The sequence below is a fragment of the Clostridium tanneri genome (assembly GCF_033659955.1).
Lineage (GTDB): Bacteria > Bacillota > Clostridia > Clostridiales > Clostridiaceae > Clostridium_AM > Clostridium_AM tanneri.
Genome location: NZ_JARUJP010000029.1, coordinates 17,550 through 39,568, shown reverse-complemented (window position 1 = coordinate 39,568; position 22,019 = coordinate 17,550). Strand labels below are relative to the sequence as shown.

General features: G+C 32.7%; 17 protein-coding genes and 2 pseudogenes. 17 read left to right on the top strand and 2 right to left on the bottom strand.

The genetic code is table 11. The features are described from left to right. From P8V03_RS16970 to P8V03_RS16945, 6 genes are all read left to right on the top strand, one after another. The coding region (locus P8V03_RS16970; protein ID WP_318799075.1) for a sigma 54-interacting transcriptional regulator at positions 1–1,796 on the top strand (1,796 nt) is incomplete at its 5' end. A 257-nt stretch (positions 1,797–2,053) separates the two neighbouring features. Then, entirely contained in the window at positions 2,054–2,971 is a 918-nt protein-coding gene (ptb, locus tag P8V03_RS16965) for a phosphate butyryltransferase (RefSeq protein WP_318799074.1), read from the top strand. Positions 2,972–3,012: 41 nt separating this feature from the next. After that, on the top strand, positions 3,013–4,083 hold the full coding sequence (gene buk / locus P8V03_RS16960) for a butyrate kinase (RefSeq protein WP_318799073.1): 1,071 nt from the start codon (positions 3,013–3,015) through the stop codon (positions 4,081–4,083). A gap of 76 nt (positions 4,084–4,159) precedes the next feature. Beyond that, the gene (locus P8V03_RS16955; RefSeq protein WP_318799072.1) at positions 4,160–4,387 is read left to right on the top strand and encodes a CatA-like O-acetyltransferase; all 228 of its coding nucleotides are present in this window, start codon (positions 4,160–4,162) and stop codon (positions 4,385–4,387) included. 93 nt (positions 4,388–4,480) lie between these two features. Further along, a complete protein-coding gene (locus tag P8V03_RS16950; RefSeq protein ID WP_318799071.1) occupies positions 4,481–4,681 on the top strand; it encodes a hypothetical protein in 201 nt (66 codons plus the stop codon). A gap of 66 nt (positions 4,682–4,747) precedes the next feature. Continuing rightward, positions 4,748–6,322 carry a recombinase family protein gene (locus P8V03_RS16945; protein ID WP_318799070.1) on the top strand — a complete coding sequence of 525 codons (1,575 nt, stop codon included), beginning with the start codon at positions 4,748–4,750 and terminating at the stop codon, positions 6,320–6,322. A gap of 18 nt (positions 6,323–6,340) precedes the next feature. Here the strand turns inward: P8V03_RS16945 and asnB are convergent. Further along, positions 6,341–7,480 (bottom strand): annotated as a pseudogene (gene asnB / locus P8V03_RS16940) (asparagine synthase (glutamine-hydrolyzing)); the annotation flags it as partial. 290 nt (positions 7,481–7,770) lie between these two features. Between asnB and P8V03_RS16935 the strand changes: the two are divergent. Continuing rightward, the gene (locus P8V03_RS16935) at positions 7,771–8,772 is read left to right on the top strand and encodes a ketoacyl-ACP synthase III (RefSeq protein ID WP_318799069.1); all 1,002 of its coding nucleotides are present in this window, start codon (positions 7,771–7,773) and stop codon (positions 8,770–8,772) included. A gap of 28 nt (positions 8,773–8,800) precedes the next feature. After that, positions 8,801–9,148, top strand: coding sequence for a hypothetical protein (locus tag P8V03_RS16930; RefSeq protein WP_318799068.1), 348 nt, complete (start codon positions 8,801–8,803; stop codon positions 9,146–9,148). Between the two features lie 200 nt (positions 9,149–9,348). Here P8V03_RS16930 and P8V03_RS16925 read toward each other — a convergent pair whose 3' ends face one another. Continuing rightward, on the bottom strand, positions 9,349–10,515 hold the full coding sequence (locus tag P8V03_RS16925; RefSeq protein WP_261671435.1) for an iron-containing alcohol dehydrogenase: 1,167 nt from the start codon (positions 10,513–10,515) through the stop codon (positions 9,349–9,351). Between the two features lie 313 nt (positions 10,516–10,828). Between P8V03_RS16925 and P8V03_RS16920 the strand changes: the two genes are divergently transcribed. From P8V03_RS16920 to P8V03_RS16880, 9 genes and pseudogenes are all read left to right on the top strand, one after another. Then, positions 10,829–11,680, top strand: a complete 852-nt coding sequence (locus P8V03_RS16920; RefSeq protein WP_318799067.1) for an ABC transporter substrate-binding protein — start codon at positions 10,829–10,831, stop codon at positions 11,678–11,680. 68 nt (positions 11,681–11,748) lie between these two features. Further along, a complete protein-coding gene (locus P8V03_RS16915; RefSeq protein WP_318799066.1) occupies positions 11,749–12,978 on the top strand; it encodes a molybdopterin molybdotransferase MoeA in 1,230 nt (409 codons plus the stop codon). 74 nt (positions 12,979–13,052) lie between these two features. Next, on the top strand, positions 13,053–14,951 hold the full coding sequence (locus P8V03_RS16910; protein ID WP_318799065.1) for a molybdopterin biosynthesis protein: 1,899 nt from the start codon (positions 13,053–13,055) through the stop codon (positions 14,949–14,951). Positions 14,952–14,968: 17 nt separating this feature from the next. Next, positions 14,969–15,928, top strand: coding sequence for a GTP 3',8-cyclase MoaA (gene moaA / locus P8V03_RS16905; protein WP_261671431.1), 960 nt, complete (start codon positions 14,969–14,971; stop codon positions 15,926–15,928). Positions 15,929–16,003: 75 nt separating this feature from the next. Continuing rightward, positions 16,004–17,296 (top strand): annotated as a pseudogene (locus tag P8V03_RS16900) (sigma-54 interaction domain-containing protein); the annotation flags it as partial. Positions 17,297–17,554: 258 nt separating this feature from the next. Next, the gene (locus P8V03_RS16895; RefSeq protein WP_318799063.1) at positions 17,555–19,360 is read left to right on the top strand and encodes an aldehyde ferredoxin oxidoreductase family protein; all 1,806 of its coding nucleotides are present in this window, start codon (positions 17,555–17,557) and stop codon (positions 19,358–19,360) included. Positions 19,361–19,442: 82 nt separating this feature from the next. Further along, positions 19,443–19,688 (top strand): MoaD/ThiS family protein, encoded by a 246-nt coding sequence (locus tag P8V03_RS16890; RefSeq protein WP_261671428.1) that lies wholly within the window; start codon positions 19,443–19,445, stop codon positions 19,686–19,688. 317 nt (positions 19,689–20,005) lie between these two features. Next, the gene (locus P8V03_RS16885) at positions 20,006–21,334 is read left to right on the top strand and encodes an FAD-dependent oxidoreductase (protein WP_318799062.1); all 1,329 of its coding nucleotides are present in this window, start codon (positions 20,006–20,008) and stop codon (positions 21,332–21,334) included. A gap of 127 nt (positions 21,335–21,461) precedes the next feature. Next, positions 21,462–22,019, top strand: a complete 558-nt coding sequence (locus P8V03_RS16880) for a rubrerythrin family protein (RefSeq protein ID WP_261671426.1) — start codon at positions 21,462–21,464, stop codon at positions 22,017–22,019.

The following is a 22,019-nucleotide window of genomic DNA, read 5'->3' as shown; positions in this document are numbered from 1 at the left end:
CTATTAATACAGCATACAATTTAAGAAATTTAGCTGACGTTATACTTAGTGCTGGAGCGACAATTCAACATATCGAACACATAGTAAAACCCGAAGTGCCTCTAGTAACTATACATCTCACATCTTTTGATATAGTAAAAGCTTTTTGCCGTGCAAGAGACTTTTCAAACGAAATAGCATTTATTAGTGGTAAAAACCTTAAATTTGAGACCACAGAAATGGCATATATGTTAAATATAAAAGTACATGAGCATAAATTCGAATTGAATTACGAAATAGAAAAAATAATAATAAATATTAAAAATAAAGGTTTAAAGGTAGTGGTTGGAGGGCTGGTTGCAGTACAGCTTGCGCAAGAGCATGGTTTAATTGGAATACAAGTTAAATGGGGAGAAGAAGCAATACAAAAAGCAATATATGAATCCATACACATAGCTGAAGTTCGCAAAACTGAGAGAATGCGTTCAGCAAGGCTTAAAGTAGTTTTCGATACTATTAATCAAGGAATTATTGTTACTGATGAACAGAGCAGAATTATTACGTATAATCCAGCTGCCGAAAATATATTCAAGCTTCCATCAAGGGATATATTAGGGAAGAAAGTAGAAAGTGTTATACCAAATACTAGAATTCACTGTGTTTTAGAAAGTGGACAAAGTGAAATTGGAGTACTCCAAGATATAAACAATGGAATTATAGCGACAAATCGTATACCAATCGAGTTAGACGGTAGTAGGATTGGAGTAGTATCAACTTTCGAAGATATTACTAAGATTCAGCAACTAGAGCAAAAGGCTAGAGAAAAAAAATATAAAAAGGGTTTTATTGCAAAGCATAATTTTGAAGATATATTAACTATTAATAAGCAAATGACCGAGTTAAAAAATCTAGCTTTGTTATACTCTAAAACAGATGCTGCTGTTTTAATACAAGGAGAGTCGGGCACAGGTAAGGAATTGTTTGCACAAAGCATTCATAATGCAAGCAAGCGATGCAGTGGACCTTTTGTCGCAGTGAATTGTGCTGCTATTCCTGAAAATTTGTTAGAAAGTGAGCTTTTTGGTTATGAGGGTGGGGCATTCACAGGTGCAAGAAAAGAAGGAAAGCAGGGACTTTTTGAATTGGCTCATAACGGTAGTATTTTTCTTGATGAAATAGGTGAGATATCTAAAAGCCTACAAGCTAGACTACTGAGAGTAATTCAAGAGAAAGAGATCATGAGGATTGGTGGAGATAAGATTATGCCTGTAGACATAAGAATTATTAGTGCCACGAATAAAAACCTAGAAAAACAAATTGAGAATGGAGATTTTAGACAAGACTTATACTACCGTTTAAATGTGTTTAATATTAAGATACCATCACTAAGAGAAAGAAAAGAAGATATAGGTATAATATCTACTAAATTGTTAAAGGAATTTACAAGTGACTTCATAAATCACAGTGAGATAATAAGCGAAATTAATCCTTTGTTAATTTCATACGACTGGCCAGGAAATATTAGAGAGTTAAATAATATTATGGAACGACTTTCCTTAATGATTTTACAATTTAATTCAAATAATTATAGGGATATGCTTAAAAAAGCTATAAGCGTACCTGATGAAGAAGATGGTGATAACATTGCTTTAAGGGTAAGTATAAAAAACGGATTAAAAGATGCAATGAAAGAGGTGGAAAAAAGTATTATAGACACCATGCTTGTTAAATGTAATTATGATAAAAATAAAGTTGCTGACATTCTTAAAGTAGGTCGTACTACATTATGGAGAAAGTTATGGCAAGAAACACTATAATGATGTTTCAAGATAAAAAATGTTTGTTTCTATAATAGAACAAAGCAAAGTCTGATGTTTTAATTATTATATAGGTTTGTATATAAGTATTGTTTCAATAATGAAATATATATATTTTTTTAAACGTGTAAAACTGTAATAAATGGTTTGGCGCGTTTTTTGCTATATAAAATTATATGGAGTTCCTTATGCCTAATTTTTACGGTCAAGGACGGTGTAATATATAAAGAAATAATTTATGAATATGGGGTGATATAATGCTTAAGAATTTTCAACATGTGATACAAAAGGTAAAAAATCAAAAAACAAAAAAATTAGCAGTAGCTATTGCACAGGATAGACATGTTCTGGAAGCAATAAAGGATGCAGACATGAAAGGAATAGCACAAGCTATACTGGTGGGGGACAAGTTTAAAATTGCTACTATAGCAGCAGAGTTAGATATGGACTTAACTAGATTTGAAATTGTGGATGAAGCTAATAACAAAAAGGCTGCCTTAAAAGCAGTAGAATTAGTATCATCCGGTAAGGCTGACATGGTAATGAAAGGACTTATTGATACTGCAAGTTTTTTAAGAGCAGTATTAGATAAAGAAGTTGGTTTAAGAACTGGAAAATTAATGTCTCACGTAGGTGTATTTGAAATAAGTAACTTTGATAGATTGATATTCTTAACTGATGCGGCATTTAATATGTATCCTGAATTTAAAGATAAGATTGATATTGTTAATAATGCTGCAGTAGTTGCAAAAGCTGTTGGAGTAGAAAAACCTAAGGTTGCGGCTGTATGTGCTGTAGAAGTTGTTAATCCTAATATGCCAGCTACTATTGATGCATCAGCACTTTCCAAAATGAGCGATAGAGGGCAGATAAAAGGGTGTATAGTTGATGGTCCATTAGCCTTAGATAATGCGTTATCAGAAGAGTCAGCTATTCATAAAGGTGTAACAGGTCCTGTAGCAGGTAAAGCAGATATAATTTTAGTACCTAATATAGAGGCAGGAAACATAATGTATAAGACATTAACCTATGCAGCAAATTGCAAAAATGGTGGACTTCTTGTTGGAACATCTGCACCAGTTGTTTTAACTTCAAGAGCTGATAGTCACGAATCAAAGATGTATTCGATAGCTTTAGCTGCTTTAGTCGCTGATGAGATAAATCAAAATAGATAGTATTGCAGATAAAATATTTAAGTTTTGAGGGAGGAAATATTATGAGATATAAATTATTAGTAGTTAACCCAGGTTCTACATCAACTAAGATAGGTATTTATGAAGAAGAGAAACAAATTTTTGAAGAAACTTTAAGACATTCCTCAGAAGAGATAGAAAAGTATGATAGCATATATGATCAATATGAATTTAGAAAAAACATTATATTGAAGGCTTTGAAGAATAAAAATTTTGATATGAATTCATTAAATGCAGTAGTTGGAAGAGGCGGACTACTAAAGCCAATGGTAAGTGGAACGTATGCTGTAAATGAAATAATGATTGAAGATTTAAAAGTAGGAGTACAAGGACAACATGCATCAAATCTTGGCGGAATAATAGCACATGAAATAGCAGAGATTTTAAACATCCCAGCATTTATAGTAGATCCAGTTGTTGTAGATGAACTGGAGGAAGTTGCAAGAATATCAGGTATACCAGAAATAAAAAGAAGCTGTATATTTCATGCATTAAATCAAAAGGCAGTTTCAAAAAGATATGCTAGAGAGAATAATAAAACTTACGATGAATTAAATTTAATAATTGCACATATGGGGGGAGGAGTATCCATTGGAGCTCATAAAGATGGAAAAGTCATAGATGTAAATAACGCTCTAGATGGAGAAGGGCCATTCTCACCAGAAAGATCAGGAGGAGTACCAGTGGCAGATATAATTGAACTTTGCTACAGCGGAAAATATACTATTGATGAAATGAAGAAAAAGATGATAGGAAAAGGTGGGGCAGTTGCTTATTTGGGTACCAATGACTTTAGAGAAGTAGAAAAAAAAGCATTTGGAGGTGATTTAGAAGCAAAATTAATACTTGATGCTTTCATATACCAAGTTGCTAAAGAAATAGGACAATGTGGTGCAGTTCTTTATGGCAAGGTTGACGCTATAATCCTTACGGGAGGAATTGCGTACAGCAAGCATGTGACAGAAACAATAAAGCAAATGGTATCTTTTATTGGACAAGTAGTAATATATCCTGGAGAGGATGAATTATTAGCTTTAGCTGAAGGAGGATTGAGGGTATTAAGAGGGGAGGAAGAAGCTAAAAAGTATAAATAACAACGAGATATCATAATGCATATGGAGGATATGTTAGCATGAAAATAGTTGATTTGAATACTTGGAATAGAGGCGATTGCTAAAAACTTTTGTTGAAAAATCTAAGAGGAAGCCAGAAGAACAAAAAGACTATTTTACGGCTAAAGATGATTCTATCCCACGACTATCATGGGATAAATATTATAACGAAGGTAATAAATTATTATTACCATTTTCTATCCAGGCCCATTATTCTTTTGTAGATGGTATTCGTATGGGACAATATGTAGAATATTTACAAAGATATTTAAGTTCTTTTGAATAAAATGATAAGAAAGTTTTAAAGACATCATTAATAAACTATATTAATGATGTCTTTTATTTTTGTCAGCAATTTCTAGGGGGACCACAATAATAAATGAGAGCTAAAAGGGGGAAATATAACAACGAGGAGGCCATAATCATATACGTTAGTAAATCTGAAGAGAAAGATGAAGAAACCTTAGAAAAAATAAAAAACTATAGAGAACAATGCCAAAATGTTTGTGTATTCGTAGGTGGTAGTAAAATACTAGAAGATATTTTAGAAAAAATATTACAAGATGTTAAACATGATTAGATGAATCAGTTTAAAGTTGAATAAGTATTTAGCTCAAATAATGTATTGATAGTAGGTGATCCTATTGTGAATGTTGTTGGATATGTAAGGTTATCAAGAGATGAAGATAAGGAAAATTACGCATCTATTATTACACAACAAGACATAATCAATGAGTTTGCTAAAAGTAGAAGCTGGTGGGTAGAGAGAATATATATAGATGACAACTGTAGTGGATATACGTTTGATAGACCAGCCTTTATGAAAATGAAAAAGGATTTAATAAATGGAAAAATTGACGTCATTATAGCTAAGGATTTATCTAGATTAGGCAGGCATAATGCTAGAACTCAGCTATTCATTGAGGAAGTACGAGAGTTAGGAAAAAGAATAATTCTACCTGAGGAAGGTAGAGGATATGATTCGGATGATGAGGATGACATTCTAGGTATAAAAACATGGTACAACGAAATGTATGTTAAAGATATTTCGAGAAAAATAAGATCCAATATGAACTCTAAGCAGAAAAAAGGTGAGCTAATTATGGGAAACTTCTATGGATATCAAAAAACTAAAGTTAATGACAAATTTATTTTAACTGTAGATGAAGAGATTAAGCCAGTTATAAAGCTAATATTTAAGCTATATATTGATGGGTTAGGCTATAAAAAAATATGCAATATACTAGATGAAAAAGGATATCCAACTCCTTCAGAATACATTAAGAGAAAGCATGAGGAGAAAGGAAAAGTGTTCAAAAATAGTACTACAGATAGGTGGCAGACACATATGATACAAAGGATAATCCAAAATGATATTTATATTGGGACTTTGCGAACAAAAAAAAGACACAGCAAATTAATAAAAGGAAAGCCAGATAAAGTTCCTATTGAAGAACAGTACGTTTTTCAAGATAACCATGAAGCTATAATTTCAAAGAAAGATTTTGAATTAGCTCAGAGTATAAATTTAAAAAGAAAAAATACCCACTATAGAGGTAAGGCAAAATATATTTATTTATTTTCTGGATTTATTACTTGTGGTAATTGTGGCTTCGCAGTAGTTGGTAAAAATCTAAAGAAACTTCCTAAAATTCAATATGGCTATGAGTGTACTACATACAATAAATATGGATTAAAGCAGTGTAAAAGTCATGCTATAACTGAGGATAAACTTTTATTCTTTTTTAAAGAATTTTTAAAAGATGTCACAGATCAATATAGGGATTATATTAATAGCATTGACATAAAGGAAAAAAAGAATGATATCAATAAAGCTCTAGTAAGATTGCAAAATGAATTTAACATTGCTAATGAAGAGCTAAAGATATTACTAAATCAAAAGATTAAAGATATCATTAAGGAAAGTAACAATGAATATAAAAAAATTATTGAACATAGCTATGTTCAATTAGAAAATGAAAAAAAGAAGAGAATTAATGAGTTATCGGAAAAAATTAGTGAGCTGCAAAGGCTTAATATTAATAATATAGAAAACAACATGGAAAGTAACATGCAAATTTTTAGTAATATAATTAATAGTGACAAACCAAGTAGAAAGCTATTAGAACTAATATTAGAGAAAATAATAATACATGATGATAAATCACTTGAATTTAAGTTGTTGGCTGATATTGATAAGCTGACCTATACAAACATATAATTAAGGTATCATTGAAGTAGCACACTCACCTGATAGTGCTACAGTAGCATTCTTTCTTATTTCCTTACAGAAAAGGAATAAAGAAGAATCAATATCAGCCATACCTGGCAAATCACTGGCCTTTACAGAATCAACTAGGGCTTTAGCCAAATCCTCACTGCTGTTCACAATGTTATGATGATTACTTCCAATATACTCAGACATTTTTAATGCCCAAAACTTATCAGAGGTAGGTTCAAAGGAATTAGATTTGAAGTACAAGTCATTATCTTCATAGTCGATAGCATAGGTATCTAGTATCCTTCCTTCATTTTTAAACTCCTTAGCTGCAACAGCAGAAATAACACTAGAATCTAAACCACCAGAGAGGAATGTGCAAACAGGAACATCTGCTACAAGCTGTCTTTTTACAGCATCTATAAGTAGACTTTTTACATGTTCTGTTGTGGCTTCTATATCTTCGTTATGGGCTTCAGCTTTAATCTTCCAGTATTCTTGTAGTTTTAGGTCATCACTGCTGTAGATTAGGTAATGAGCGGGCGGAAGTTCCTTAACACCTTTAAAGATTCCGCTGCCTAAAGCCCTAGCTGGACCTAGTGCAAAAATCTCAGTCAGTCCATCTCGATCAACAACAGGTCTTACAAAAGGATGTGCAAGTATAGTTTTTAGTTCAGAACCAAAGATAAGGGAATTGCCCTTTATAGTATAAAATAAAGGCTTGACTCCTAGTGGATCCCTTGCCATAAATACTTTCTTATCACTTTCGCTCCATACAGCAAAGGCATATATTCCATTTATATATTTTACACAGTCTATACCCCAGTGGATATATGAAGTTAACAGAACCTCTGTATCTGAATAAGATTGGAACGTATATCCCTTTGCTAAAAGTATTTTTCTTAAATCTTCTGTATTATATAATTCGCCATTGTATACAATAACGTATTTATCCTTTCCTATTGTTTTAGTCATTGGCTGAGCACCACCAGTAGGGTCTACAACTACCAATCTTCTATGACCAAATAGTACATTTTTAGAAACATAATAGTTTTCATCGTCTGGTCCTCGTTTATTTAAAGTCTTTGTCATTTTTTCAATAATAGTAGGTGATTTAGAAATATCTGCTTTAAAGTTAACCCAACCTGTAATTCCACACATAGAAGTCGCCTCCAATTTATTTTTGTAGATTAATATTTTAACTTTAGTTTATGAAGAAGGGTGAATATGTGTTACTAAAATTTTTATAAAAAGTAAGGTGAAATCTACTATAAATTGATTTTGTGGACTTATAATGATTTAGGTTTCTTATACTAAAAGAAACTTTAAATTTCTTATAGCACAAAATAGTAAACAGTTAATATACTGATGGTGAACAAGCCGTATAGTAAAATACTTTATCAATAAATTAAATAGAAATAAAATACACAACTGATAAGGGGCTGAAAGCATTGTTTCATAATGTAAATATTATTAATACTGGTATCTATCATCCAAGTTGTGCCATTCATAATAGCTTCTTTATAGAGCATTTTAATAAAATGAATATAAAGGTAGACAAACTCATGAATACCCTCGGAAGAGAAGTAAGGTATTTAGCTAAGGAAGGTACTGAAAGTTCTATTACCATGGCAACAGAGGCAGCTAAGGAAGTATTGAGGAAGAGCTGTTTGGATGCTAAGAATATAGATATGTTAGTTTTCGTATCAGATACTCCTGAATATACCTATCCAAGTAATGCTTTAATAATTCAAAATCAGCTAGGAGCTAAAAATGCACATGTGGTGTTTGATATGAATAGCAATTGCATAGGTATGCTTTCTGCATTAGATAATGTAAGCAGATATCTACAAGCAAATCCGTCTATTAAATATGCTTTAATAACAAGTGGGGTAATGGTAAGTAATATAGTAAGAAAAGATGATCCTATAACCTATCCAAACTTTTCAGACGGTGGAGCAGCTATTATTTTAAAAAATGAGAAGTCTGAAGATAGAATAGGTTTTATTGATGCAAATTATTATACCGATTCATCCTTATATTATACAGTTAACTATCCAGCTGTAGGTTTTTCTCATATTTTTGATAACAAAATTTCTGATGAGGATAAAAAATTAAAGTTTCTATCTCATGATGTAAGCTATTTTTCAGATATCTGGAAGGATACTATTAAGTCATTATTAGATAGAAATAAGTTAGATATAAATGAAATAGATCATTATATTTTTTCTCAATTTAACAAATCTGAGATTGAAGAGACCTTAGTAAAGTTAAAGGTAAATTTGGACAAGTATACCTTTGTAGGATACAAATATGGATATACTGGAGCAACAAGTCCAATTTTTGCATTAGATGAAGCATTAAAAACAAATGTAGTAAAAAGAGGTATGAAGGTAATATTTTGTTCTGTTGGTATAGGCTTTACTATGTGTGCTGTTTTATATCAATTCTAGCTATTATATCTATAAGGCAGGTGTAACTATGTTTAGGTTTAAAAAAGATTTAATAAACAAAAAGTTTATTATTACTGTATGGGGATTTTATAATGAAAAAGTTGCAAAAGACTTTATGACGGCATATAATAAAGAGATTTTACTAATTAAACCTAAGGAGTATATTTTAATTGTAGATCCTACAGACTTAGTAACTAGCAGGCAAGAGATGCTTCCAATACTTCAGGGATGCTTTAAGTTTTATATGAAGGATGGTTTTAAGAAGATTTATATGATTAGTCCAAAATCAGTTACCTCCGATATGCAGCTTAAAAAGATAGCAAAACAGACTAATTTTACAGGTAAGTTTATTAAAGATATTTCAGAGGCTATTTAAAGTTAAGGGATAAATGCTTTTTAAATTGCAACTAAGAATAGTTGTATAATTAAGCGACTTACAGTAGAAGAAATCTAATAAGATTGCTGTAGCATTATATATAATTATGCTGCTAAAATAAAAGGCATATGGAATTTATAATTAAAGAATTATAAGTTTCATATGCCCGTTTATTCACTTTATTTTTATAGAGCTATCTCTTAGAAGTTAACGTCCTTACCTGTAAATGTGCATTGGAATACTTTCTTCATTTGCTCAAAATCTACTGGTCTTGGATTTGATCCAGTACATGCATCTGTAAGAGCATTTTTAGAGATAGAGTCTAAGTTTGCATTAAAGTCTTCTTCAGTAATGCCATAGTCTTTTAATGTTAGAGGAATATTCATAGCTTTATTTAAATCTCTAATCATTTCTATTAATGAATCTGTTAACATAGCATTAGTGCTTCCAGGTAATCCTACAGCTCTAGCTATATCAGCAAATCTAGCTTCAGAAGTCTTTCTGTTAAATTGAATTACATATGGAAGGTATATAGCATTAGCACATCCGTGTGGAATATGGAATACAGCACCAGTTTTATGTGCCATACTATGAACTATTCCAAGTAAAGCATTTGAGAATGCCATTCCAGCTAGGCATTGAGCATCATGCATTTCAGCTCTTGCTTCTACATCTCCATTATAAGATCTTACTAAGTAATCTTTTATCATAACTACTGCTTTTATTGCAAGTGGATCAGAGTAACTTGATCTTGCAGTTGCTACATAAGCCTCAATAGCATGAGTTATAGCATCCATTCCTGTATAAGAAACTAATTTAGGTGGCATTGTTTGAGCTAATGCTGGATCTACTATAGCTACGTCAGGAGTTATATTAAAATCAGCTAAAGGATATTTTATTTTAGCTTTATAATCAGTAATTACTGAGAAAGCAGTAACTTCAGTACCAGTTCCACTTGTAGATGATATAGCTACGAATTTAGCTTTTTGTCTTAATTCTGGTAATCCAAAAGGAACTACAGCTTGTTCAAAAGTAAAGTCTGGGTATTCATAGAATATCCACATAGCTTTAGCAGCGTCTATTGGTGAGCCTCCACCCATAGCAACTATCCAATCTGGTTCGAAGTCTCTCATCAATTGAGCGCCTTTCATAACTGTTTCAACAGATGGATCTGGTTCAACACCTTCTAATAACTTAACTTCCATTCCTGCTTCTTTTAAATAACTTTCTACTTTTTCAAGAAAGCCGAATTTTTTCATTGATCCCCCACCAACAACTACTACAGCTTTCTTACCTTTAAGGTTTTTAAGTTCCTCCAAAGCATTTTCACCAAAATAAATATCTCTTGGTAATGTAAATCTTGACATTTCGATATTCCCCCTTATTTATAAATTGTGTTATGTCATTTTAAATTTAATGTCACACACAGCTATATTATATAGCAGTTTTTGGAATTAATGAATATATATTGAAAAAGTTTACAAATTGTTAAAATATTCTCATTATTCTGACTGGTCAGTGCAAAAATAGTAAATATTTGGATGATATAATTTAAAGAAACATTGGTATTCTAAATTGTATGTAAATTCGAACTTGGTAAAAAAGTAACAAAATTTATATTGAATTACAGAGTAATTTGGAATATTATAGAATTATATTAGTAAAAGGGGGAGAAATCTAATGAAAAAGATTTTATTAACTGCTTTAAGTGCATTGCTTTTATTTTCTACTGCAGCATGCTCTAAACAAGCAGCAACAACAACGGACACAGAAAAAAAAGAGGACAAGTCCATTATTTTAGCTACTACTACTAGTACGCAGGATTCAGGTTTGTTGGATTATTTACTGCCTATATTTGAAAAAGAGAAGGGGATAAAAGTTAAGGTTGTTGCCAAGGGTACAGGTGAAGCTATGAAGCTTGGAGAAAAAGGAGATGCAGATTGCTTACTTGTTCATGCAAAGGCAAAGGAAGAACAATTCATAAAGGATGGCTTTGGTGTAAAAAGATATGATGTTATGTATAACGATTTTATAATAGTAGGACCTAAGGATGATCCAGCGAAGATCAAAGACAATGCTTCAGCAGATGCTGTTAAAGCATTAAAGCTTATAAGTGAAAGTGGAGCAAAGTTTATATCCAGAGGAGATGAATCAGGTACTCATACAAAAGAAAAAGATTTATGGAAGGCTGCCGGAATAACTCCAAAGGGAGACTTCTATGTTTCTGCTGGTAAAGGCATGGGTGCTGTGCTTCAAATGGCCAAGGAAATGAATGCATATACTCTTACAGATAGAGCTACATATCTATCTATGAAGGATAAGTTAGATTTGGTAATAGTAACTGAAAAAAATGATAAGCTTTACAATCAGTATGGAGTTATAAAGTTAAATCCAGAAAAGCATAAAATAAAGGAAAAAGAGGCTGATGAGTTCATTAACTGGATTATTTCAGATAGTACTCAAAAGATTATAGCAGAGTTTGGTAAAGATAAATATGGTCAGTCATTATTTATACCTAATGCAAAAAAATAATATTTTAAAATAAAAATTGGGAATGGACAATAGTTCATTCCCAATTGTCAAAAATAGGTGGTGCTAGTATGGAACTATTTAAAGTTATGTCTGTTGAGCAAGTGAAGGAAATTTTAGAAAAAAGTTTTAATTACAGTCTTGGTATGGAAGAAGTAAGTTTAGAAGAAGCATATGGAAGAATAGTAGGGGAAAGTATTATTTCAAAAACAGATGTCCCTAACTTTAGAAGGTCTACTGTAGACGGATATGCAGTAAATTCCAAGGCAGTTGCTGGAGCTAGTGAATCTATGCCCTCTATACTTACTTTAAAAGGGGAAGTTTTAATGGGACAAGAACCTAAGGTTCAGCTTGATTCACAAGAGCAATGCATCTATGTGCCAACGGGAGGAATGATACCAGAGGGTTCTGATTCAGTAGTTATGATTGAATACACCGAGAAGCTTGATGAAGATACTATACTTATAAATAAACCTTCTGCAAACGGAGAAAAGGTGGTGCAAGTTGGAGAAGATATAGCTGCTGGGGAAGTTGTAATTAACAAAGGATCAAGATTAAGAGCCTATGAACTAGGGGTATTATCAAGTTTAGGTTTTAGTAAAGTCTCTGTTTTTAAAAAGCCTAAGATTGGAGTTATTTCTACTGGTGATGAAATCGTAGGAGTAGAAGAAATTCCAAAGAAAGGACAAGTTAGGGATATAAATACCTATATTTTATATTCATCTATACTTAGAGATGGCTGTAAGCCTATAAACTATGGTGTAGTTAGAGATAATTATCATCAATTACAAAATACTATGACAGCAGCAATAGAAGAGTGCGACATAGTATTAGTATCTGGGGGAAGCTCTGTAGGGACTAAGGATCAAACAATGAAAGTTATACAGTCCTTTAAGGATGCTGAAATTTTCGTTCATGGCATTTCTATAAAACCAGGAAAGCCTACCATTCTAGGTAAGGTAAATGGGAAAGCTGTCTTTGGCCTTCCAGGTCATCCTTTATCCTGTTCTATAGTTTATGAGATCATCGTTAAAGCTCTTATAGATAAAATTATTAATAGTGATGAGAAACAATATCCTGTTAACTGTACCTTTGGAGTAAACTACCATAAATCCAAGGGCAGAGAAGAATATCTTCCAGTTATTATAAAGGAAGAAGAGGGTGGTCTTTTAGCAGAACCAATCTTTTCAAAGTCAGGGCTTATAACAGGTTTTTCTAAAGCCTATGGATATATAAAGATAGAGAAAAATTTAGAAGGCTTAAGAGAAGGAGAGAAGGTCGCAGTTTATAAATTCTTTTAAAAATTTCAATTGAAGAACTTATAAAAAATTTAATTATTATATTTATATTATATTGAACTCTAGGGGGAATGGACATGGGGCAAAATATTTATCTTTCAAATTATGAGCTTAAGGATGCAATAAGTACTTATTTTGAAAAATTAAATATAAAAAAGGAATTTGAAGAACTAAATACAGAAGACTGTAATGGAAGGGTTACTTGTGAACCGATATATTCCTTAATATCTTCGCCTTTTTACAATTGTTCTGCTATGGATGGTATAGCACTAAAAGCAGAAAGTACTATAGGTGCTTCTGAAAAGCATCACATTGAACTTAAAGAGGATAAAGACTATATTGTGGTGGATACAGGAGATCCTATACCTAAAGAATATGATTGTGTAGTCATGGTAGAAGACTTGATTAGAACCGGTGATAAAAGTGTTAAGATATATAAAAGTGCAGTTTCATGGCAAAATATAAGGCCTTTAGGAGAGGATATAGTACAAAATAGCTTGATAATTCCATCCAATCATAAGATTCGTCCTGTAGATATAGGGGCAATGCTTGCTGGAGGAGTAAATAAAGTTAAAGTATACAAAAAGCCGGTGGTAGGAATTATTCCAACAGGGACGGAACTGGTAGATCCAGGAAGTGAATTAAAGATTGGAGATATAATAGATTTTAACTCAAGAGTGTTTGCTGCACAGGTTGAGGACTTTGGAGGAAAGGCTAAAAGGTATCCGATAGTTAAAGACGATTATAATTTGATAAAAAATACTGTATTAACAGCAGTAGAAGAATGTGATATAGTACTGATAAACGCAGGTTCATCTGCTGGAAGAGAAGACTTTACTTCTGAGGTTATCAATGAGGTTGGACAAGTGTTTATTCATGGAGTGGCTATAAAGCCGGGAAAGCCAGTAATAATGGGACAAGTACAACAAAAACCTGTAATTGGCATACCAGGATATCCTGTTTCTGCCTACTTTGTTATGGAGAATATAGTAAAAAATCTTGTTGAGAAGTATATTGCCTTAGGACAAAAACCATTAAAAGTGGAAAAGGCAATTTTATCAAGAAGAGTTATGTCATCTTTAAAATACCATGAATTTGTAAGAATGAAATTAGGTTATGTAGGAGATAAGCTTATAGCAACACCTTTAAGTAGAGGTGCAGGGGCTACTATGTCATTAGTAAGAGCTGATGGTATACTAGAGGTTGACCAAAGCATAGAAGGTATTGAAGCGGGAGAGAAAATAGATGTAAAGCTGCTAAAAGATAAGGATGACATAAAGAATACAATAGTGTGCATAGGAAGTCATGACCCAATAATAGATGTACTAGCAGATTTAATTCATGTTAGAGAAAAAGGTTATTTCTTATCTTCAGCTCATGTAGGAAGCATGGGAGGAATAATGTCATTAATAAAGGGAGAGACCCACTTGGCACCTATCCATCTATTAGATATGGAAACAGGGGAATATAATATATCTTATATTAAAAAATACCTGTCTAACAAAAACATTAAACTTATAAAATGTGTAAAGAGAATACAGGGGCTTATGGTGCAAAAAGGTAATCCTCTAGGTATAAGTTCTATGGAGGATATAGTTAAGAAAAAATTGAAATTTGTCAATAGACAAAGGGGTGCAGGTACAAGGTTGCTCTTTGATTACAATCTAAAAAAGTTGAATATCAAAGAAGAGGAAATACAGGGTTATGAGAGAGAAGAATTTACCCACCTTTCAGTAGCTGCAGCTGTAGCTAGTGGAGATGCAGATTGTGGTCTTGGAGTTTATTCAGCAGCTAAATTAATGAATTTAGATTTTATTCCTATTTGTAATGAAGAATATGATTTGGCTATTCCTGAGGAGTATTTGGAGTTAGATATTATAAAAGAACTTCTACAGGTTATTAAAAGTGAAGAGTTCTTAAAGGAAATAGATAAACTTGGAGGGTATGATTATTCTGATATAGGAACTGTAATATAATTGAAGGAGGCTAATAAATGATTGACGGTTATGGAAGAAGTATAGATTATCTTAGAATTTCCCTTACAGATAGATGCAATTTAAGATGTGTATATTGTATGCCTGAGGAGGGAATAGATAAAAAAGCTCACGAGGATATACTTAGATTTGAAGAAATATTAAAAATTGTAAAGGCAGCCTCCATTCTTGGCATAAAAAAGATAAGATACACAGGAGGAGAACCTCTAATACTAAGAAATATAGGTTGGTTAATTAAAGAGACTTCAAAGATACCTGGAATTGAGGACATAGCTATAACTACTAATGGAATACTTTTAGAGGATATAGCGGAAGATTTAAAGGAGGCAGGGCTTACCAGGGTTAACATAAGTTTGGACACCCTAAAAGAAGATAAATATACAGCAATAACTAGAGGTGGAGATATAAACAAGGTGTTAAGAGCTATACAAAAATGTATATCTATAGGCTTAACACCAGTAAAAATTAATACAGTTCTTATAAAAGGAACAAATGATGATGAAATATCAGATTTTATTAATCTTACAAGGGAGCTGCCAGTGGAGGTTAGATTTATTGAACTTATGCCTATAGGTCAGGGAGAGAAGCTTTATGAGGACGGCTTTATGTCTTCTGGAGAGGTTTTAGCTAAGTTTCCTGAACTTATACCTTTAGAAAGCAATAAGGTAAGTACGGCGTCACTTTATAAGCTGAAGGAAGCAAAGGGAAAGGTAGGATTTATAAGTCCACTTAGCTGTAAGTTTTGCAGTCAGTGCAATAGAATAAGGTTAACTTCTGCAGCTACCATTAAACCATGTCTTCACTCAGCTAAGGAATTAAGTTTAAAGAGTTTCTTAGACAACGAAGTTTTATTAACTTCAGTTCTAAAAGAGTCCATATATTCAAAGCCTTCACAACATAACTTAGAATGTGATAAGAAAAGTGGAAGTGAAAGAGCTATGTACCAGATAGGTGGATAATAATAGATAAGCATGAAAACTAAGGTTTATTCTGAACTATATAAAAAAGGAGGTTAGATAATTTTGCTCATAGGTATTCTAACTTCTGACTTAAAAGGAAATATAAAAACTGTTAACAAGTATGCTCCTAAGCTGTTCGGATATGAAGAAGATGAACTGAAAAATATGAATATAGCTGATTTAATTCAGGATCACTTAAATTTAGATAGTATTACTAGGAGCAAAAAAGGTTTTGATAGTAAGGACGTCTTTGTGAACTCTAAGAGGAATAAGCTTCAGTTTAACCTAAGCATCCACCCTATATTTATTGAGGAAGAGGCAATTAGTAAGCTGGTATACGTATTTTTAGAAACTAAAAAGGAAAGAAGACAAGCTCATAAGATAGTTAGTGGAAAGGCTATCTATACTTTCGATAAGGTTATTGGAAAGAATAAAAGACTTATTGAAATTATTAATTACTGTAAAAAGATATCAGACAGTAAATCTACCATACTTATTACCGGTGAAAGCGGCACAGGAAAAGAGATTTTTGCACAATCTATCCATAATCACAGTGATAGAAAGGACGAGGCTTTTGTTGCAGTAAACTGTGGAGCTATACCACAAAATTTAATAGAATCAGAACTTTTTGGGTATGAAGAAGGAGCCTTTACTGGGGCGAAAAAAGGTGGATATGCTGGTAAGTTCGAAATGGCTGATAAAGGGACTTTATTTTTAGATGAAATTGGAGAAATGCCTCTTGATATGCAGACTAAACTTCTAAGAGTTATAGAGGAGGGAGTCATAAATAGGATTGGAACCTCAAAACAAATACCTGTAAATATTAGAATTATAGCCGCCACTAATAAAGATTTAAAAAGTGAGGCTGAAGAAGGTAACTTTAGGAAAGATCTATATTATAGGTTAAATGTATTACCAGTTCATTTACCTCCACTGAGGGAGAGAAAAGATGACATTCCTTTATTAATGGAGTTTTTTATGAAGAAAATATCAAAGCATCTAAATAAGCGAATTATAAAAATAGGAGATAGTCAGATGAAATATTTTCTCCATTATAATTGGCCAGGGAATATCAGAGAACTGGAGAATCTGGTAGAGCTTATGATAAATACTGAATCAGTACCGATAGAACTGCTAAAAAGTAGTAAAGATATTGATTTAGATTTACAAGAGGAGTACCCAGAGCAGTTAAAGCTGGATTATGCTCAGAGAGAGCATATAATAAAGGTTTTATACAAGTTTAATGGAAGTATTACAGCAGCTGCTAAGGCATTGGGAATAGGAAGAAACACCTTATATAGGAAGATTGATAACTATTCTATAGATTGTTCTATTTTGGAACAAAGTTCTAAAATGGAACAGTCATAATTACAAGTTTGTTCTGTTTTGGAACAAACTTCAGGAAATTGTAGTTTAAAAAGGGGTATTATACTACTAGTAAGGTAAAAATTTAAAATTTATTATTAATATTAATAGGTAATTTTCAGTTTATACACTGTTGGTTGCCTATTTTTTCTATATTATTTAATAAAAAATGAAAAAAGTTTTTATTTTCAGAAATTGGCATGCAATTTGCTTATATATAAGAGTAGAGAAATTTATTTCTTAAAATAAGGGGGATTATTTATGAGTGGTTATAATGGAAAGGTTCTAAGAGTTAACTTAAGTGACAAAACCTGTAAAGTTGAAGCCTTAGATATTGATAAGGCAAAAAAGTTTATAGGAGCTAGAGGTTTAGGTGTAAAAACACTAATCGATGAGGTAGATCCAAAGGTAGATCCACTATCAAAAGATAACAAATTCATAATAGCTGCAGGACCGCTTACAGGAGCACCTGTTCCAACAAGTGGAAGATTTATGGTAGTAACAAAAGCGCCACTTACAGGAACTGTAGGTATTGCTAACTCCGGTGGAAAATGGGGAGCAGAAATGAAAATGGCTGGCTACGACATGATAGTTGTAGAGGGCAAATCAGACACACCAGTTTATGTGAACATAGTAGACGATAAAGTAGAGATCAAAGATGCTACTCATGTTTGGGGCAAAGTAGTATCAGAGACAACAGAACTTCTTCAAAAAGATACAGATCCAAAAGCTAAGGTTTTATGTATAGGACCAGCTGGTGAAAAGTTATCACTTATGGCAGCAGTTATGAATGATATAGACAGAGCAGCAGGCCGTGGTGGTGTTGGAGCTGTTATGGGTTCAAAGAACTTAAAGGCTATAGTTGTAAAAGGAAGCGGAAAAGTTAAGTTATTTGATGAAGACTTAGTTAAAAAGGTTGCAGCTGAAAAGCTAGACATATTAAGAAAAGATCCAGTAGCAGGTGGTGGATTACCTACTTACGGAACAGCGGTATTAGTTAATATCATAAATGAAAATGGTGTTCACCCAGTAAGAAACTTCCAAAAGTCCTATACTGAAAAAGCAGATATGATCAGCGGAGAAACTATGACTAAGGATGTTTTAGTTAGAAAGAATCCATGTTATAGATGTCCAATAGCTTGCGGAAGATGGGTAAAACTAGATGACGGAACTGAATGTGGAGGTCCTGAATATGAAACTTTATGGTCCTTCGGTTCAGACTGTGATGTTTATGACTTAAATGCTATAAATAGAGCTAACATGTTATGTAATGAGTATGGACTAGATACAATTTCAGCAGGAGCAACTATAGCAGCAGCTATGGAGCTTTATGAAAAAGGATTCGTTAAGGATGCAGATATAGCAGCAGATGGTGTATCACTTAACTGGGGAGATGCTAATGCAGTAGTTGAATGGACTAAGAAGATGGGACTTAGAGAAGGCTTTGGTGATAAGCTAGCAGATGGATCTTACAGATTATGCGAAGCTTACGGAGCACCTGAGTTCTCAATGACAGTTAAGAAACAAGAACTTCCAGCTTATGACCCAAGAGGAGTTCAAGGACATGGTTTAACTTACGCAGCTAATAACAGAGGTGGCTGTCATATTAAAGGTTATATGATAAACCCTGAAATACTTGGTTATCCAGAAAAACTTGACAGATTCTCACTAGAAGGAAAAGCAGCTTATGCTAAAGTATTCCATGACTTAACAGCAGTTATCGACTCCCTTGGATTATGTGTATTTACAACCTTTGGATTTGGTGCACAGGACTATGTAGATTTATACAATGCAGTAGTTGGAGGAGAACTTCACGATGTTAACTCATTAATGGAAGCTGGAGACAGAATATGGACTCTTGAAAAGATGTTCAATCTTGCAGCCGGTATAGATAGCAAGCAAGATACACTTCCAAAGAGATTGTTAGAAGATGAAATTCCAGAAGGACCATCAAAAGGTCACGTTCACAGATTAGATGTTCTTCTTCCTGAATATTATTCAGTAAGAGGCTGGGATGAAAATGGTGTACCAACTGAAGATACATTGAAAAAATTAGCACTTAAATAATATATAATAAGAAAGAGCTTTTAGAGGCTCTTTCTTTGTAATTAGTAAAAATAAAAACCACAATTTACTAGGAGGTGATTAAATGAAGGTTGAGGTAAGATTGTTTGCTTATTTCAGAGATGGCCGAGAAAAAAAGTCTATTTTAGATTTAGCAGAAGGGACAACTCCTAGGGAAGTTTTAGATGCAATTAAAATAGACTTAGATGAAGTGTCAATATTTTTGCTTAACGGAAGAGATATACTTCTTAATGAAGCAGATGGAAAATTAGACAATCCTTTAAAAGATAATGACGTAATTGCATTATTTCCTCCAGTAGGTGGAGGCTAAAATTGCAGTCTACAGTTATATTATAAAAATAAGATTTTAATAAAAAAGGACCATTAGTTTAAAATGGACCCTATAGGTGAAACACTATAAAAAAAGTGTTTCATCTATAGGGTCTTTTTTTATTTAATAAAAGCCTTTGCTAAAGTTATAAAGATAGAATAATTAGCTAGAGGATATTAAATAATAAGGGTGTTAATTTATATTGTAAAGTTTCTACCTAAATTATGAAAAATTCATTTTATTACTTGAAAATAATTATTGTTTAATATATAATATTAGTAAAGTTAAATGATTAACAAGTGAAAGGGGAAATATAAATGAAGGTAGCGGTTATAGGTTGTACTCATGCTGGAACAGCGGCAATAATAAATACAGCAAAGTTATATCCTGATGCGGAGATAACTGTGTATGAAAGAAATGATAATATATCATTCCTATCCTGTGGTATTGCATTATATGTAGGAGGAATAGTTAAGGATGTTCAGGGGCTATTTTACTCTTCCCCAGAAGAACTAGGGAAATTAGGGGTAACTACTAAAATGAAGCACGATGTGCTAGAAGTTGATACAGATAAAAAGAAACTAAGAGTTAAAAACTTAGATACAAAGGAAGAATTTGAAGATAGCTTTGATAAGTTAATAATCACTACTGGTTCATGGCCAATAGTTCCACCAATAGAAGGAATAAACCTAGAAAACATACTTTTATCTAAAAACTTCTACCATTCAAACTCTATAATCGAAAAAGCTAAGAATGTTAAAAATATCGTAGTTGTTGGAGCAGGTTATATAGGTGTAGAGTTGGTAGAGGCCTTCGAAATGAATGGTAAAAAGGTAACTTTAATAGATGCAGAAGAACGTATCATGAATAAATACTTAGATAAAGAATTTACAGACATAGCTGAAAAGGAATTTTCAGACCATGGTGTAAAGTTAGCTTTAGGTGAAAAGGTTGTTAAGTTTGAAGGAGAAAATGGAAAGGTCTCAAAGGTAGTTACTGATAAAGGTTCCTATGAAGCTGAATTAGTGATACTTTGCATTGGATTTAGACCGAATACAGAATTGTTTAAAGGCCAGCTGGATATGCTGCCTAACGGAGCTATTATTGTAGATGAATATATGCACACAAGCAAAGAAGGGGTATTTGCAGCAGGAGACAGTGCTTCAGTAATATATAATCCAACAGGAAAGCGTCAATACATGCCGCTAGCAACAAATGCAGTTCGTATGGGAACTTTAGTAGCTAGAAATTTAGTTAAAAATACTACTAAATACATTGGTACTCAAGGAACTTCTGGAATTAAAATTTATGAGTATAATATAGCTTCCACAGGTCTTACTGAAGAGTCTGCTAAAAGAGAAGGGTTAGAAGTTAACACTGTCACAATCACAGATAACTATAGACCAGAATTTATGCCTACTTATGATGCTGTAACAGTAAAAGTAGTTTATGAAAAAGAATCCAAGGTGATTTTAGGAGCACAAATTTGTTCGAAGACGGATTTAACTCAATCTATAAATACATTATCTGTATGCATTCAAAATAAAATGACTGTAGATGAATTAGCCTTTGTTGACTTTTTCTTCCAGCCACATTTTAATAAACCATGGAATTTCTTGAATTTAGCAGGATTAAATGCAGAATAATAGTTAGCAGCTGACTCCCTAGTTTTAAAGCTAGGGAGTTAAATTTTTTTCTATTAGTGTATAGTTTTACCTTAAGTGTGGAATATTGAGAATATTAAAGTAATAAAATATTTATGAGGTGATGATAATGTCAGTTAAAAATGCAATGACAGCAGATTTTTTACGTTCTGCCTACGGTGGAGAAAGTATGGCTCATATGAGATATTTAGTTTGGGCAGATGCAGCAGATAGAGAGAAGTTTCCTAATATAGGAAGACTCTTTAGAGCTGTGGCATATGCTGAGTGGGCTCATGCTAAAAATCATTTTACAGTACTTAAAGATCAGGTTGGGGATAGCTCAGTTACAGCTGGTGCTGTATTCGGTCTTACAAATACAGTTGAAAACCTTCAGGGAGCAATAGATGGTGAACTTCATGAAGTAGACCAAATGTATCCAGTATACTTAAATGCAGCTAGATATCAGGAAGAGAAAGATGCAGAAAGATCCTTCCATTTTGCTGTAGAAGCAGAAAAGCAGCATGCAGAACTTTTCAAAAAGGCTCAGGAATCTGCTAAAGCTGGAAATGATATTGGAGATGATAAATTTTATGTATGTCCAGTATGTGGTTATACTGTAGTGGAAGATGATTTACCAGAAAAATGTCCAGTATGTGGAGCTAAAAAAGAGGTATTTAAAGATTTTTAA

Excerpts from the sequence above, each read along its gene's own strand:
- P8V03_RS16925 (WP_261671435.1), bottom strand. The coding sequence starts at position 10,515 with ATGTCAAGATTTACATTACCAAGAGATATTTATTTTGGTGAAAATGCT.
- ptb (WP_318799074.1), top strand. The coding sequence starts at position 2,054 with ATGCTTAAGAATTTTCAACATGTGATACAAAAGGTAAAAAATCAAAAA.
- P8V03_RS16950 (WP_318799071.1), top strand. The coding sequence starts at position 4,481 with ATGAGAGCTAAAAGGGGGAAATATAACAACGAGGAGGCCATAATCATA.
- P8V03_RS16885 (WP_318799062.1), top strand. The coding sequence starts at position 20,006 with ATGAAGGTAGCGGTTATAGGTTGTACTCATGCTGGAACAGCGGCAATA.
- P8V03_RS16915 (WP_318799066.1), top strand. The coding sequence starts at position 11,749 with ATGGAACTATTTAAAGTTATGTCTGTTGAGCAAGTGAAGGAAATTTTA.
- P8V03_RS16895 (WP_318799063.1), top strand. The coding sequence starts at position 17,555 with ATGAGTGGTTATAATGGAAAGGTTCTAAGAGTTAACTTAAGTGACAAA.
- P8V03_RS16930 (WP_318799068.1), top strand. The coding sequence starts at position 8,801 with ATGTTTAGGTTTAAAAAAGATTTAATAAACAAAAAGTTTATTATTACT.
- moaA (WP_261671431.1), top strand. The coding sequence starts at position 14,969 with ATGATTGACGGTTATGGAAGAAGTATAGATTATCTTAGAATTTCCCTT.
- P8V03_RS16880 (WP_261671426.1), top strand. The coding sequence starts at position 21,462 with ATGTCAGTTAAAAATGCAATGACAGCAGATTTTTTACGTTCTGCCTAC.
- buk (WP_318799073.1), top strand. The coding sequence starts at position 3,013 with ATGAGATATAAATTATTAGTAGTTAACCCAGGTTCTACATCAACTAAG.
- P8V03_RS16910 (WP_318799065.1), top strand. The coding sequence starts at position 13,053 with ATGGGGCAAAATATTTATCTTTCAAATTATGAGCTTAAGGATGCAATA.
- P8V03_RS16920 (WP_318799067.1), top strand. The coding sequence starts at position 10,829 with ATGAAAAAGATTTTATTAACTGCTTTAAGTGCATTGCTTTTATTTTCT.
- P8V03_RS16890 (WP_261671428.1), top strand. The coding sequence starts at position 19,443 with ATGAAGGTTGAGGTAAGATTGTTTGCTTATTTCAGAGATGGCCGAGAA.